Origin of the sequence: Klebsiella sp. KP20-425-1 (genome assembly GCF_025813515.1) — a bacterium.
Lineage (GTDB): Bacteria > Pseudomonadota > Gammaproteobacteria > Enterobacterales > Enterobacteriaceae > Klebsiella > Klebsiella pneumoniae.
In genome coordinates, this window is the sequence record NZ_CP109614.1 from 2,563,651 (window position 1) to 2,577,107 (window position 13,457).

A 13,457-nucleotide genomic window follows, 5' to 3' on the forward strand; every position below is an offset into this window, starting at 1 on the left:
GTTATTGTGACTGCTTAAATTTCCTTAAAAGGTGTGACTGTTGAACATGCGAATATTGACTGTAGTTGATTATGATGAGATGTGGCCGGCTTTATTTGAGAACGAACGTACTCTGTTGCAGATGACGCTTGGTAAAGTGATATCCCGGATTCATCATATTGGTAGCACCTCGGTGCCTGGATTATCAGCTAAGCCAGTAATAGATATATTAATCGAAGTTGCTAATCTTGAAGAACTGGACAGTTTGAATCAGGCAATGGAGGGTGTAGGATATACTGTGCGTGGTGAAAACGGCATTTTAAATCGTAGGTACTTTACAAAAGGTGGAAATCAGCGTAGTCATCATATCCATGCGTTTGCCACCGGGGATGCTCAAATCATAAAACACCTGGCATTCCGTGATTACCTTATTAAACACAATGACGTAGCCATTCAGTACGCTTTAATGAAAAAAAGCGCGATGTTATTATGTGAAAATGACAGCCACCGATACAGCATTTATAAAGCGGATTTCATTCAGAAACATCTTCGTATGGCACTTATTGATGCGGGTCACCTGGGCTAGCCTTCAAATAAACTACAACCCATGTTTTTTTTGTAATTTTTCACAGCGTTACCTCTTGTTTCTCCATTATTAGCAAACAGCACGCCTTGCAGACTACCTGCGGCTTCCTGCAACTGAGCTTTCTGAATAAGCGACAGGGCGATAAAACCGATAACGCATCGTTCAGTATGGAGGCACTATTTCACAACCCCAGCGGCCTGGCCTCCTGTATGAACTCAATCAGAAGGCGAAGCCCGGTCGGCAATTGCCGGCGGCTTGAATAATAGATATGAAAACCTTCCTCCAGTGGGGACCATTCCGTAAGCACCAGACGGAGCCGTCCATCCTTGACATAGGGTGCAACAAGAGGCTCCGGAAAATACATTAGGCCAGCCCCGCCCAATACGGCCACCAGACCCGTTTCGGCATGATTGACCGTCACTGAGCCTGGCACTGTCATTTGGTATGTTTCGCCGTCTCGCGCAAGTTCCCAGCGATAAACCCGATCGTCACCGAGACGATTGCTGATGCAGCGATGGTGTAATAAATCATCCGGATGTTCAGGCGTTCCGTAGCGTTCCAGGTAATCAGGGGAGGCCGCGATAACCCAGCGAATATCGGCAGATAAACGCCGGGCAACCATGTCCTCCGGGACGGTGCCACCGTAGCGGATGCCGGCATCGAAGCCCGCATCAGTCACGTCAACCATTCGGTTGCTGGCCACAATATCGATTTCAATATCGGGATAGCGATCCATAAAAGCGGGCATGACCGGCGCAAGCAAAAGATTTGCCGCTTCAACGGCTGCATTGATGCGGATACGACCGGTAGGGGTATTGCGATACCGGTTAAGCGATTCAAGCGCGCCTTCTATGGTGTCGAAAGGCTGAAGAACAGACTGAACCAGTTCCTCACCAGCTGCCGTAGGGGTGACGCTCTTGGTCGTGCGATTAAGCAGGCGAACCCCGAGCCGGGTTTCCAGCCCCTTCAGGGCATGACTCAGCGCTGATGCACTGACACCTAGTTCAATTGCCGCACGGCTGAAGCTGCGATGACGTGCAATCGCCATGAAATAAATAAGATCGGCAACATCAGCTCTGCTTATTTGCATACAGAATAGTTTTCCTTATGCGGCGTTAAAACCGGAATGCGTTGATGAAGAAATGATATACACCTTAGACCGATTAGGGCTAATCCATTGCTGAATTTTTTTCACAAGTCCATTCATGCACGTCCACTCACTGTACACGTTGTGCTTCGTTATTCTTGAAAATCATGCGCTCTGGCTGGTAGGCCAGGGCGGAACACTCATCTAACGGAGCCGTTTATGAACTATACGCATCTTGGCCGCACCGGCCTGAAAGTCAGCCGCCTTTGTCTCGGAACCATGAATTTTGGTGACGTCACCGACGAGAAGACCAGCGCCCGCATTCTGGATGAGGCGCTTGAGGCGGGTATCAATTTCATTGATACAGCAGACGTGTATGGCACTGAACAATCTCCCGATATCCAGCAAGGCTCGGGGCTGTCCGAGGAAATTATTGGTCGCTGGCTTCAGCAGGGTGGCCGCCGTGAACGCATCGTTCTGGCGACAAAAGTCTATCAGCCTATGGGGCCAGGTCCGAACGATCGCCGGCTTTCTGCGTATCATATTCGCAAGGCCTGCGAGGACAGTTTGCGACGGCTTAAGACCGACCATATTGACGTCTATCAGATGCATCACATCGATCGTCATACGCCGTGGGAAGAGATCTGGCAGGCCATGGAACTGCTTGTTCAGCAGGGAAAGGTTCTTTATATCGGTAGCAGCAATTTCGCGGGCTGGGACATTGCGACTGCGCAGTCAGTCGCCACGGCCCGTCATTTCCTGGGCCTGGTCGCCGAGCAAAGTCTTTATAATCTGACAGCCCGCACCATTGAGCTGGAGGTCATTCCCGCATGCCGCCATTTTGGCCTGGGGTTGATCCCCTGGAGCCCGCTTGCCGGAGGGCTGCTTGGCGGCGTACTGAAAAAGATGGCAAGCGGGCGCCGTGCCAGGCCCGCGTTTGCCCGTCTAATCGAACAGTATCGTCCGCAGCTGGAAGCCTACGAGGGATTATGTAAGGACCTCGGCGAAACCCCTTCCGATGTGGCCCTGGCGTGGCTCCTGCAGAATCCTGTCGTTACCGCTCCACTGATTGGGCCTCGTACGGTCGAACAACTCCAGCAGGCGCTTCACGCAACGACAGTCACGCTATCAGACGACACCATGAGCTGTCTCGACGAAATCTGGCCCGGCCCCGGGGGAGAAGCGCCCCAGGCTTATGCCTGGTAATGACCAAATTAATGAATCCTTTCTTCGTTATAGGGAGTTCCAGTTTATGAGCAAGATGATGCATGACCAGCCTTCTGCTGCCGTACCCGCTTCCCGGGACCGGCGCAATTTTCTGATCGCCGGCGCCGGTCTGGCTTTGGCCGCAACCACCCTTGGCAGGAGCGGCGCCGTGATGGCGAAACCGGCTGGTCAGGACATGCCGAACGCCCCTTCGGATGCTGCTCCCGTCCGGAAGGAAACCTTAACCACGCGTAAACTCGGCTCGCTGGAGGTGTCCAGCATGGGACTCGGGTGCCTGCCGATGGTGGGTTATTACGGCGGAGGTCCGCGCGATCGTAAAGCCATGGTTTCGCTTATCCGGGCAGCCTTCGAACAAGGTATCACGTTCTTTGATACTGCCGAGGTCTACGGCCCCCATCTCAGTGAAGAATTTGTCGGGGAAGCACTGGCCCCTGTTCGCGATCGTGTGGTGATTGCCACCAAGTTCGGCTTCGGCGTGGAGGAGGGGAAGCCCACTTCCCTTAACAGCCATCCTGACCATATCCGCCGCGCCGTAGAAGGCTCGCTAAAGCGTCTGAAAACGGACCACATCGATCTTCTCTATCAGCATCGCCCCGATCCGAATGTGCCGATCGAGGATGTGGCGGAAACCGTGAAGGCGTTGATCCAGGAGGGTAAAGTGAAACACTGGGGACTGTCGGAAGCGAGTGCCAGGACAATTCGCCGCGCACATGCGGTACTCCCTGTGACTGCGGTGCAGAGTGAGTATGCCATGTGGTGGCGGGAACCAGAGACGCGAATATTTCCAACGCTCGAAGAGCTGGGTATCGGTTTCGTACCTTACTGCCCGACTGCCCGCAGCTTCCTCGCCGGAGCAGTCAATCCAAGCCAGCGGTTCGACAGCACCGATCGGCGGCATAACCTGCCACGCTTCCAGCCCGATGCCCTGGCCAAAAACATGGTGCTGCTTGAATTCGCGCAGTCGTGGGCCCGTCGCAAAAACACCACTCCGGTTCAGTTCGCGCTGGCCTGGGTAATGGCCCAGCGGCCCTGGATTGTCCCTATCCCGGGTACGACGCAATATCCGCACCTGATAGAAAACAGCGGCGCACCGCAAGTCCGGTTGACGGACAGCGAGCTACGCGAAATCGATGCGGCGCTTGCCAAAATCCCATTGCAGGGCGGTCGCGCCGATCCGTTTACCGAAAGTCAGTTTGATAAAAGTTAATACCTGCTGTCACAGGGAGACTGCAGGTGAAGTCTCCCTCTGTATTATTGCCGGGGATAAACCACATGAATGGACTAAATCATAACGCGCTTACATGCAGTGCCGTCCCCATACCGCCCTGGGAGCGTCCTCTCCAGACCGTGGAGGCCCAGCCGTACTTCAACGTTTCACAGGCGTCGCTCGTGCTCGAAGGGATCGTGTTCGATCGGAACAATAACCTGCTGTTTGTTGATGTGGCGACGGGGCGCGTGTTTAAGCTAACCCCGGAGCGGCAGCTTTCCATTGTCCTTAAGGAGAATTCATTCGGTGCTTCCGGCCTGGCGGTACACAAAGATGGACGGATCTTTATCGCCTCGGTGGGCGATATGCAGCGAGGTTCTGTTCGGGCTATCGAACCCAACGGCACCCGTGAGCAGATGATTGTTGCTCCTGATGCCGGATTTCTTGTCAACGACCTGGTCTTTGATAATCAGGGCGGATTTTATTTCACTGACAGCCGGGGAAATTCAGCCGATCCACAGGGTGGGGTGTTCTACGTTAGTCCCAATGTCGGGTCAATTCATGCCATCCTGCCTGGACTCGCGGTCGGGAACGGCATAGCGATTGACCCCGCCGGCTCTCAGATATGGGCCACAGAACACGCTAAAAACAGGCTTCATCGCGTAAGACTGTCAGACGCCACCACGGTCGCCCCGTTTGGTTCAGTTGTTACCTATCAGTTCACCGGGCCGGCGCCAGACGGGGCCCGTGTCGACAGCGAAGGCAATGTATATGTGGTCATCTCAGGCCAGGGCCGCGTCATGGTCTTCAACCGCAACGGACTGCCTATTGGGCAAATTGTGCTGCCTGACCGCGACAAAGGCCGTAACCTTAAATCGACAAGCCTGGCGATCCGCCCCGGGCATCGCGAGTTGTTTATTGTCGCTAACAGCGGGACCGAACCTGGTGGAGCGATGATTTTTCGATCGGGCGCATTCGCGCCGGCACCGTTTCCCTTTTCACATCAGTGACCGGGAATGAGTGGTCTGGGAGACCCGGCAACGCCGGGCCAGGGCAGGGTGTTAATAGTTCTGGATCGCTGAAGGTGGCGTGAGGGAAGGCGGCGTATCCGGAAGCGGGGGAATGATCCCGTCAACGGGGTGCGGCAGATAGCGAGCTTCCAGTTCCGTGATTTCGGCATCGCTAAGTGAAAAGTCCAGCGCGCTGATAGCCGTGGAAAGATGTTCTGGTTTCGTTGCGCCAATGATCGGTGCTGTGATGACGGATTTTGATAACAGCCAGGCAATTGCAACATGAGCTCTTGGCACCGCGTGCTTTTCGGCAATGCTGGCAACAACATCAATCACGGGCTTATCCAGAAGGGCTGCGTTCTCATACATTTTTAACGCAAAGGCATCGTTTTGCGTTCGTCGGGACGTGACACTCCAGTCGCGCGTGAGCCTGCCGCGTGCCATCGGACTCCAGGGGATCACCCCAACGCCCTGGTCTTCACACAGGGGCAGCATCTCGCGCTCTTCTTCCCGGTAAAGCAGGTTGTATTGCGGTTGCATCGTGATAAATCGGGTCCAACCGTTACGCTCAGCGGTATGCTGCATTTTTGCAAAGCGCCAGGCTTCCATAGAAGATGCGCCGATATAACGCGCTTTTCCTGCTTTAACGACGTCATGCAGAGCCTCCATGGTCTCTTCAACAGGCGTGGAGTAGTCAAAGCGATGAATCTGAAAGAGATCCACATAATCCATGCCTAAGCGCATCAGGCTATCGTCAATAGACTGAAAAATGGCCTTGCGGGAAAGAAACCCGGTATTGGGTGAGTTGCGCCACGGAAAGAAGGTCTTTGTCGCTACAACGATCTCGTCGCGTCTGGCCATCTCTCTCAGCGCTTTTCCTGTAATTTCTTCTGAACTACCGCCCGAGTAGATATTCGCGGTATCAAAAAAATTAATGCCGGCTTCAAGCGCCTGACGAATGAGCGGTCGTGACGCCTTTTCATCCAGGGACCAGGGTTGAGGCAAACGTTCAGGTTCGCCATAACTCATACAACCGAGACAAAGACGGGAGACTTTCAACCCGCTACGACCCAGATTCACATACTTCATTCGGTGTTCCTTCTTTTATTGCCAGCAATTATGTATGTGACAGGGTATTGCACTGGTATGAAGGGAACCAGCATGCGCCATTGAATGGTGTTATGAGTTTTTTTCACAAGTAGTCGACAATGGAATTAAAATCGAAGTACAGTCCCGACAAAGTAACATCGGTGATCGTATCAAACATCCCTGCTATATTTTCAACTTAACGTTTGTTATTTACCTGAACTACACGCTGCAAGAAGATATTGAAGCGTTGCCCAGTATGTTTTTCCTTCCAGAGCATCATCTTTATGGCAGAATCTAAAGGGCAGAACGTGATTTTCAGGTGAAAGGACTATCAATCGAGAGGCTGGACGAGTACGCATGTAATCCCTCTTAAATAAAATTTAAACCCTCATTTCGGATTTTCCAATAAATATAGATTACAGTCTATAAGTGCACATTGAGAATACCTTTTCTTACCACGTCAACTGCGCTTATCGTCCGCTTCTCGCTCATAGCGGACTTTCTGCTCAGCGAATCCGCCCACTCCGTGCCAGAGGCGGACGTTGTCTAGATAAGTATGTTAAATCCTCTAATGGACCTGAAAGGGGATTTTAAACGGATGCGTTCACTTCTAAATTTCTTAACCACTCATCCACTGATATTGAATACAGAAGGCTTGGAGGTGCATCTTTAACATCATGAATCTCTTTGACATATCTTAACCCCGACTTCTGTAACACTTTCTGTGACGCCAGATGATTCTCTCGAACAACAGCCGAAATTTCGGTTAATTTAATAACATCAAATCCAAATTTTATCGCGTATATGGCAAATTCTGTGGCCAGACCCTTCCCCCAAGCCTCTGTAGATAAGCGATACCCAAGATTATTGATAACTATATCGTCATAATTACGAATTCCCAGCCCGCCAAAACCGATGATTTTTTCAGGATTAGTAAGAGGCGAAATTGCCCAGTTTCCAAAACTATGAGTTTGCCAATGGTCGAGCCAGCGATTCATAACCATTTTTGCATGATCAATGTTCGGATATGGTCCCGCAGGATTAAAAGTGTTCGTAGCGGGATCACCATAAATTTTGAATAGATCGTTTAAGTCTGATGAGATTACAGGCCGAAGGTACAATCGATTAGTTTGAACTAGCAATTTTATCCCCTAATGTATCATGCCATCACTATGCTTTATTAACATGGAGCCTTTTGATTTAATCACACTTTTACGTTGGAGTAACTGGTGACGAGATTGACCGTTATGTCCGCTCCTCGCTCAAAGCGGACCTTAAACTCTCTTGCATTGCAGCTCTATGAAGATGGGATTATGTCTGCCATCATCTCCATGTACATTTCCTTGTACCGAAAATCTCGTCAGAACGTGATTGTAATGTCTTCAGCGCATTGAGCATATCGTCTTCGTCCAGAGATCGCTGGGATTTCTTCTCTCATTGTCTTCAATCAGATAGAGCACTTTGTCATACTGCACCGTCAGGGATTTTGAAACACGGCGCGGTTCCCGCCATGTGAAAAATGCGGTCAGATCATCATCAGTTTCAAGTGGCCGGTGAACATCAAAGTCATGCCGGGGTGCTTTGCCAAAGCGCCGGTTATAAGCGGTCATAAACTCATCAGTAAACCGTGATTTTCAGCGAGCTTTTCCCACGTCAGTGTGGGGCCAAAATCGGCATAGCGTTTACGGATGATATTCAGGGCCTGATCAGTCAATGATGCGGAAAGCAGGCGATTTCCGGTGCGACCACGACTCTGGTTATTCATGCCCAGTGGCCCGGACTGACGATAACGTTTCAGCAGGCGGCTGCAATGGCGCGGCGTGATACCGAGCATTTCGGCTGCCAGACCAGGACGCAGGTTGCGGTCGATGACATCCTGAAGGATCCTGAGTCGGTTTACATCTCTCATTGAGAAAAACTCCGTTCCGTATGCCGTCATGAGTCTCATCCTTTGAAAGCAGTGATCGCTGTGGTGAGACTGTAGCGCGGACATGTCTAATTTGGTCAGAGACGGACATCTCAATTTAGCTACTACAACATGTGTCAAGGCTCAATTGAAATGTCCGTTATCCAGCTCAATTAAAATGACCACTTTGATCTCTCATTCTCTTTACTGATAGACTTTCCTCCGACTGAAACAACAGGATGATTGAGCCCATGCTTCGATACGAGTTAACGCCGAACAATGCAGGTTTTATACTGTGGGGAGATTCAGAAGCCCTGAATGAATTACATGAACTCATTCATTACATCGTGGATGAAAGCCCACTGATTAAAGTTAAAGACGGATTTATGTTATCCCTTGCCTATGATATTCGTAAAGCACGGGAAGGTAATCGTCGTGTTGAGCAACATCAGTATGATCAACATGATACATATAAGCTTTATGGTGTTGAGCTTTTATGGCCTCTGGTCCTGGTACAGTCCTCAATACTCAGAAACTCAATGGGTTATATTCAGACAGACAAAAACCAGCTGTCTGTCATGTATGCCTTTGAATACCTGATAGAATCAGCATTAACAGAGTCTGAGAGAACAACGTCGAATGATATTATGCTAACAGTAAAATATGCATCAGACTCTGATTTTAATTTCATTGAGGATAATATTGACAGCAGGTGCTGCTATTTTATCAGCCTATCTCCGGAGCAAAGAAAAAAGCAGTTAATCAGTATTGTTCGTTCTTTTCATTCATTATGGGGTAAGTATGCCCGTGAAAAGCAGGACATAAAGATGCTGAACGAAATGAATAATACATCATGGGTCTGGCCGGACAATATCAACTGGTGAGCAACCACTGTCCGGCCAGTGAGTACCATCAGCGGGCTCTTTTACCAAAAATGTCCTCTGAACGTGACTGAAGCTGTTTGAGTGCTTCGAGCATGTCATCATTATCCAGTGAGCGCTGGGATTTCTTCCCTTCCTGCTTTGGCCGTCGTCGGGAAGGGCCATCTCCAGCGGGAATTGACTGAGAGCGCGTGTTATCCCGCTTGCTCTGCACCAGACTGATAAACTCCAGGGTTCGGCCAAGACGCTTGTTATCGACAATCGCGCCCTGGTCGATTTCTGACAGTCGGTCGTAGGTAGAGTAGGGAAGTAGCGTACCGTTCAGGCGCAGCTCTTTTCTGCCATCAGGATAGTGATACACATCGATATATTTACCTATTGCACGGCGACTCAGTTCGCTGTCTTCAATCAGGTACAACATTTTATCATATTGTATCGTCAACGATTTTGAGACTTTACGTTTTTCACGAACAGTGAAAATAAGCCCCAGGTCCTCATCATGTTCTACAGCACGGTGTACGTCAAAATCATGTCGCGGTACTTTGCCAAAACGGCGGTTATAGTCAGCCATATAGGCCTCAGCGAAGTCATTTGCAGCCTCCATTGAACAAATGCCCTGTAACCGCAGCTCTTTGACCAGACGATCCTGTAAAGTGAGGTGAGCTCGTTCTACACGCCCTTTGGCGGGACTGGTTTCTGCACAGATAGTCTGGATGTTCAGTTCATGCATGGCTCGCCCAAACTGAGTATGCCCGTCTCCGCCTGTGGCGTGTTTATTGTTAACACGAAAAACACCGGCTTTATCGCTGTACAGTGCCAGCGGTTTACCATGCTTATCGATATAGCGCCGCGTGGCTTCGAAGTAAGAAAACGTGGACTCCGATTTAACAAACAACAGTTCCATCAGTTTGCTGGTTGCATCATCAACATAGACCAGCGCGGTGCAGGCCGGGCCACGGCCTTCAAACCAGTCGTGATCACAGCCATCTATTTGTATCAGCTCACCAGTACACGGACGCCGGTACCGTGGTTGAGGGATCCTTGCGGCACGTTGTTTACGGGGAACCCATAAGCCAGCCCGCACCATGATGCGCCGGACAGTTTCTTTGCCAAGAAACAGTCCGTGGAGTTCTTCGAGCTTTTCACGCGCCAGAGTCGGACCGAAATCAGCATAACGCGTCTTGATCAGTTCCAGAGCCTGATCTGCGAGCCCGGGTGGCAACTGGCGGTTACCACGCATGCCACATCGTCTGCTGGCCATACCAAGCGGTCCGCCTTCACGGTAACGGGCAAGAAGTCTGCGGCATTGCCTGTCGCTGATACCGAGGTGCTCGGCCGCACGGCGCGTTGTGATGCGACGTTCAATGACGTCCTGTATAATCTTGATCCGGTTGATCTCTTTCAAAGTAAACACTCCTGAGCTTTCTGCGCTCATGATATGCCTCCCGGTAGTTTAAACGGACCAGTGAAGCTTACCATAGCGCGGACATCTGAATTGAGCCACAGGCGGACATTACTATTGAGCCATTGCAACATGAGTGCGCATAATGTATATTATGTTAAATTCAATGTCGTACTCAATAACGTCATCTTTGATAGCTGCCTCTTCCCACATCAACACTATGACCGTCATTCCTTTCATGCACGTGAATGCTGCGCTATAAGGCAAAATGTTCGAGGTGATAAATCAAGCATGGCTTTTAACAATCACTTCGCCCACTACAGCCTGTTCTCCTACAGTAAAAGCCAGGGAAATTCATTCAGCCACACCTGCTGCTTGTACTGTCCGGCATATCTTACTGCTGTTGCATTTTCTGACCGAACGCGTCACGGGATGCCAGATGAAATGCTCATTTGATAGCGCGCCGCCTGCAGTGTGTATCAATCGGGCTTGATCAGCCACAGACGTGATTATCAAAAAGATGCCAGCTTCGTTTTCCGCACTCAAATGGCGAGTGCCATCGCGACCATAAACAGAACCGCCAGCTGAAGTTGAATGGTGTACTGAAGCCCTACGCAGCCGGCTTCCATGTTGACAGGCTCTGCCTCACCTCCCCCTTTCCTTGTATCTGGTGATTAGCTACCACCAGGAAGTACCTGGCCACAACATATCGCAATTCCGTTCATCGCCGAAAAAGCATAAATGCTCTCTCGGGCATTTATGCTTTTATATCGCGGTCAGAAAGATTTGTTATGTTTCATCTATGAATGATACTCGAGCCACTATTCATCCAGCTGAACTGCTTATACTTTTACAGATGAATACAGCGACAGTGGCTTAGCTTTCACGCTTTGCCATCATCAATGCCAGATCAACGAGACGATTAGAGAATCCCCATTCATTGTCGTACCACGCCAGAATTTTGACCATATTACCGCCAATCACCAGCGTTGATAGACCGTCGATAATCGACGAGCGTGGGTCTCCCTGGTAATCGCTGGAGACGAGCGGTTCATCGCTATAACCCAGGATCCCTTTCAGAGGTCCCGCTGCGGCGGCTTCGCGAAAAGCATTGTTCACCTCTTCGACCGTCACATCTCGCTCAAGCGTGACGGTGAGGTCAACAATGGACACCACTGGCACAGGGACGCGTAGCGAGTATCCCGTTAAACGCCCATCCAGCTCAGGAATAACTTTACCCAGAGCCTTCGCTGCGCCGCTGGAGTAAGGCACAATCGACAATGCGGCGGCGCGAGCCCCGCGCAGATCTTTTTCCGGCTGATCGTGCAGCGCCTGGCTGTTGGTGTAGGCATGGGTGGTGTTCATGAGACCATGTTTAATACCGAAATGCTGGTGCAGGACCTGTGCAGCAGGTGCAAGACCATTGGTGGTGCAGCTTCCGTTGCTGATCACGTAGTGTTTATCCGGGGAGTAAAGGCTCTCATTAACGCCCATCACAATGGTTAAATCATCGTTTTTACCCGGGGCAGAGATAATCACGCGCTTGGCGCCACCGCTGTGGATATGTACAGCAGCCTTTTCACGGTCCGTGAATAATCCTGTAGCCTCAATAACGATGTCGACTTCACACTGACGCCACGGAATACTGGCCGGGTTGCGTTCACTGAATACGGTAATGGGTTTACCATCAACAACAAGCCCCCCTTCACCCGCGGTGACCTCTGCATCCAGCTTACCGAGAAGCGAGTCGTATTTCAGCAGATGCGCCAGCGTTTTGCTGTCCGTCAAATCGTTGATTGCCACAATTTGAATATCCGGATTATTCAGTGCTGCGCGCAGTACATTGCGTCCGATCCGGCCAAAACCGTTAATACCGACCTTTACCATAATTAACTCCTTATCGATTATCGCTGGAGTCAGAGTAGGACGGACGGGTTATGGCGTAAATGACAAAAAAGGATCACTTTACGCCATTTTGCGACAGTGAAATCGTTGACGATATTCACCTGGAGTGAGGTTAAGCTGTTTCTCAAACAAGCGTCGCAGGTTAATACTGCTGCCAAATCCCGTTTGCTCGGCGATACGATCCAGCGTCTCGTGAGTCTGCTCCAAACGCTGCCGCGCGGCGGCCAGGCGGGCTTCCGCGACGTACCGCGCTGGCGAAGCGCCGGTTTCCCGGGTAAAGACGCGGGTGAAATTTCGCGGACTCATGGCGACTTTTTCCGCCAGCTTATCTACGCTGAGGTCGGCGGTGAGGTTTTCGAGCAACCACGCCAGCAGATCGTTAATCGGGCCCTGGGTGGCGGTCTGCTGAAGGTTATAGCGGCTAAACTGCAGCTGGCCTCCCGGGCGACGCAGATACATGACGAAGTCCTGGGCGATATCGCGCGCCAGGCTGAAGCCATAGTCTTCTTCAACCAGCGCCAGCGTAAGATCAAAGCCGGAACTGACCCCGCCAGAGGTCCAGATATGTTCGTCCTGAATATAGAGCGGCCCGCCCTCGACGCGGATCTGCGGGAATTCCGCCTGCATGGTTTCCAGCAGCTTCCAGTGGGTAGTGGCCCGTCTGCCGTCCAGCAGTCCGGTTTGCGCCAGCAGCATCGCACCGCCGCAAATGGAGACTATGCGGCGGGCATGGGGAGCGGCAAGGCGCAACCAGTCAACCACCGCCATCCCCTCCTGCGGGTTTTGACCTCTGCCGGTAATCATGATGGTATCGAGGGGCTCGCGAGGGTCAATCTCATGCAGACGATGGTCGGCCAGCAGATTTAAACCTGACTGACCATGGATAACCTGATGCGGTTGAGTTGTCGCTAGCTTGACCTGGTAGCAGATTTCCCGGGCACCTTCCGGGTGCAGGCGGTTGGCCTGCATCAGAATGTCAGCAATACCGGCGGATTCAAACAGCATGCCGCCATCGGGTACAATAATAAGTATCTTTTTCATGTCCTGAAAAGTAATCTTTTTACAGAATAAGTCAACAAAAGGATGTAAAAACCTGAAGGCTCGGAAAGAGTGGTTTCATACGTGCCTTCAGTTTCAGGGAGATGAACGTTAAACAGGTAGATTTTGCCTCACAGTAC

12 protein-coding genes and 2 pseudogenes are annotated in these 13,457 nt (G+C 51.0%); 6 read left to right on the forward strand and 8 right to left on the reverse strand.

Annotated elements, in window-relative coordinates:
• The first annotated feature begins 46 nt into the window (after positions 1 to 46).
• Positions 47 to 565 (forward strand): GrpB family protein, encoded by a 519-nt coding sequence (locus OHJ17_RS12630; protein ID WP_004199889.1) that lies wholly within the window; start codon positions 47 to 49, stop codon positions 563 to 565.
• Between the two features lie 181 nt (positions 566 to 746).
• Here OHJ17_RS12630 and OHJ17_RS12635 read toward each other — a convergent pair whose 3' ends face one another.
• Entirely contained in the window at positions 747 to 1,655 is a 909-nt protein-coding gene (locus OHJ17_RS12635; RefSeq protein WP_002904893.1) for a LysR family transcriptional regulator, read from the reverse strand.
• A 216-nt stretch (positions 1,656 to 1,871) separates the two neighbouring features.
• On the opposite strand from OHJ17_RS12635, the gene OHJ17_RS12640 reads away from it, so the two are divergent.
• From OHJ17_RS12640 to OHJ17_RS12650, 3 genes are all read left to right on the forward strand, one after another.
• Positions 1,872 to 2,858 (forward strand): aldo/keto reductase, encoded by a 987-nt coding sequence (locus OHJ17_RS12640; protein WP_004199887.1) that lies wholly within the window; start codon positions 1,872 to 1,874, stop codon positions 2,856 to 2,858.
• 46 nt (positions 2,859 to 2,904) lie between these two features.
• Positions 2,905 to 4,086 (forward strand): aldo/keto reductase, encoded by a 1,182-nt coding sequence (locus OHJ17_RS12645; protein ID WP_020316791.1) that lies wholly within the window; start codon positions 2,905 to 2,907, stop codon positions 4,084 to 4,086.
• Positions 4,087 to 4,151: 65 nt separating this feature from the next.
• A complete protein-coding gene (locus OHJ17_RS12650) occupies positions 4,152 to 5,096 on the forward strand; it encodes an SMP-30/gluconolactonase/LRE family protein (RefSeq protein WP_023287647.1) in 945 nt (314 codons plus the stop codon).
• A 51-nt stretch (positions 5,097 to 5,147) separates the two neighbouring features.
• Here the strand turns inward: OHJ17_RS12650 and OHJ17_RS12655 are convergent, their stop codons facing one another.
• From OHJ17_RS12655 to OHJ17_RS12670, 4 genes and pseudogenes are all read right to left on the reverse strand, one after another.
• Entirely contained in the window at positions 5,148 to 6,185 is a 1,038-nt protein-coding gene (locus OHJ17_RS12655; RefSeq protein WP_004176170.1) for an aldo/keto reductase, read from the reverse strand.
• 245 nt (positions 6,186 to 6,430) lie between these two features.
• A pseudogene (locus tag OHJ17_RS12660) lies at positions 6,431 to 6,544 on the reverse strand (DNA mismatch repair protein MutT); the annotation flags it as partial.
• A 231-nt stretch (positions 6,545 to 6,775) separates the two neighbouring features.
• On the reverse strand, positions 6,776 to 7,327 hold the full coding sequence (locus OHJ17_RS12665) for a GNAT family N-acetyltransferase (protein WP_071785982.1): 552 nt from the start codon (positions 7,325 to 7,327) through the stop codon (positions 6,776 to 6,778).
• 291 nt (positions 7,328 to 7,618) lie between these two features.
• Positions 7,619 to 8,124, reverse strand: a pseudogene (locus tag OHJ17_RS12670) (helix-turn-helix domain-containing protein); the annotation flags it as partial.
• Between the two features lie 218 nt (positions 8,125 to 8,342).
• On the opposite strand from OHJ17_RS12670, the gene OHJ17_RS12675 reads away from it, so the two are divergent.
• Positions 8,343 to 8,975, forward strand: a complete 633-nt coding sequence (locus OHJ17_RS12675; RefSeq protein ID WP_001567369.1) for a DUF6904 family protein — start codon at positions 8,343 to 8,345, stop codon at positions 8,973 to 8,975.
• 28 nt (positions 8,976 to 9,003) lie between these two features.
• Here OHJ17_RS12675 and OHJ17_RS12680 read toward each other — a convergent pair whose 3' ends face one another.
• A complete protein-coding gene (locus OHJ17_RS12680) occupies positions 9,004 to 10,407 on the reverse strand; it encodes an ISNCY-like element ISKpn21 family transposase (protein WP_001567368.1) in 1,404 nt (467 codons plus the stop codon).
• A 258-nt stretch (positions 10,408 to 10,665) separates the two neighbouring features.
• Between OHJ17_RS12680 and OHJ17_RS12685 the strand changes: the two genes are divergently transcribed.
• On the forward strand, positions 10,666 to 10,830 hold the full coding sequence (locus OHJ17_RS12685) for a hypothetical protein (protein ID WP_004221585.1): 165 nt from the start codon (positions 10,666 to 10,668) through the stop codon (positions 10,828 to 10,830).
• 420 nt (positions 10,831 to 11,250) lie between these two features.
• On the opposite strand, the gene gap is transcribed toward OHJ17_RS12685, so the two are convergent.
• Both gap and OHJ17_RS12695 read right to left on the reverse strand, forming a co-directional pair.
• A complete protein-coding gene (gene gap, locus OHJ17_RS12690; protein ID WP_002904873.1) occupies positions 11,251 to 12,261 on the reverse strand; it encodes a type I glyceraldehyde-3-phosphate dehydrogenase in 1,011 nt (336 codons plus the stop codon).
• A gap of 78 nt (positions 12,262 to 12,339) precedes the next feature.
• Entirely contained in the window at positions 12,340 to 13,320 is a 981-nt protein-coding gene (locus tag OHJ17_RS12695) for a GlxA family transcriptional regulator (RefSeq protein WP_002904870.1), read from the reverse strand.
• Between the last annotated feature and the right edge of the window lie 137 nt (positions 13,321 to 13,457).

Excerpts from the sequence above, each read along its gene's own strand:
- OHJ17_RS12630 (WP_004199889.1), top strand. The coding sequence starts at position 47 with ATGCGAATATTGACTGTAGTTGATTATGATGAGATGTGGCCGGCTTTA.
- OHJ17_RS12635 (WP_002904893.1), bottom strand. The coding sequence starts at position 1,655 with ATGCAAATAAGCAGAGCTGATGTTGCCGATCTTATTTATTTCATGGCG.
- OHJ17_RS12640 (WP_004199887.1), top strand. The coding sequence starts at position 1,872 with ATGAACTATACGCATCTTGGCCGCACCGGCCTGAAAGTCAGCCGCCTT.
- OHJ17_RS12645 (WP_020316791.1), top strand. The coding sequence starts at position 2,905 with ATGAGCAAGATGATGCATGACCAGCCTTCTGCTGCCGTACCCGCTTCC.
- OHJ17_RS12650 (WP_023287647.1), top strand. The coding sequence starts at position 4,152 with ATGAATGGACTAAATCATAACGCGCTTACATGCAGTGCCGTCCCCATA.
- OHJ17_RS12655 (WP_004176170.1), bottom strand. The coding sequence starts at position 6,185 with ATGAAGTATGTGAATCTGGGTCGTAGCGGGTTGAAAGTCTCCCGTCTT.
- OHJ17_RS12675 (WP_001567369.1), top strand. The coding sequence starts at position 8,343 with ATGCTTCGATACGAGTTAACGCCGAACAATGCAGGTTTTATACTGTGG.
- OHJ17_RS12680 (WP_001567368.1), bottom strand. The coding sequence starts at position 10,407 with ATGAGCGCAGAAAGCTCAGGAGTGTTTACTTTGAAAGAGATCAACCGG.
- OHJ17_RS12685 (WP_004221585.1), top strand. The coding sequence starts at position 10,666 with ATGGCTTTTAACAATCACTTCGCCCACTACAGCCTGTTCTCCTACAGT.
- gap (WP_002904873.1), bottom strand. The coding sequence starts at position 12,261 with ATGGTAAAGGTCGGTATTAACGGTTTTGGCCGGATCGGACGCAATGTA.
- OHJ17_RS12695 (WP_002904870.1), bottom strand. The coding sequence starts at position 13,320 with ATGAAAAAGATACTTATTATTGTACCCGATGGCGGCATGCTGTTTGAA.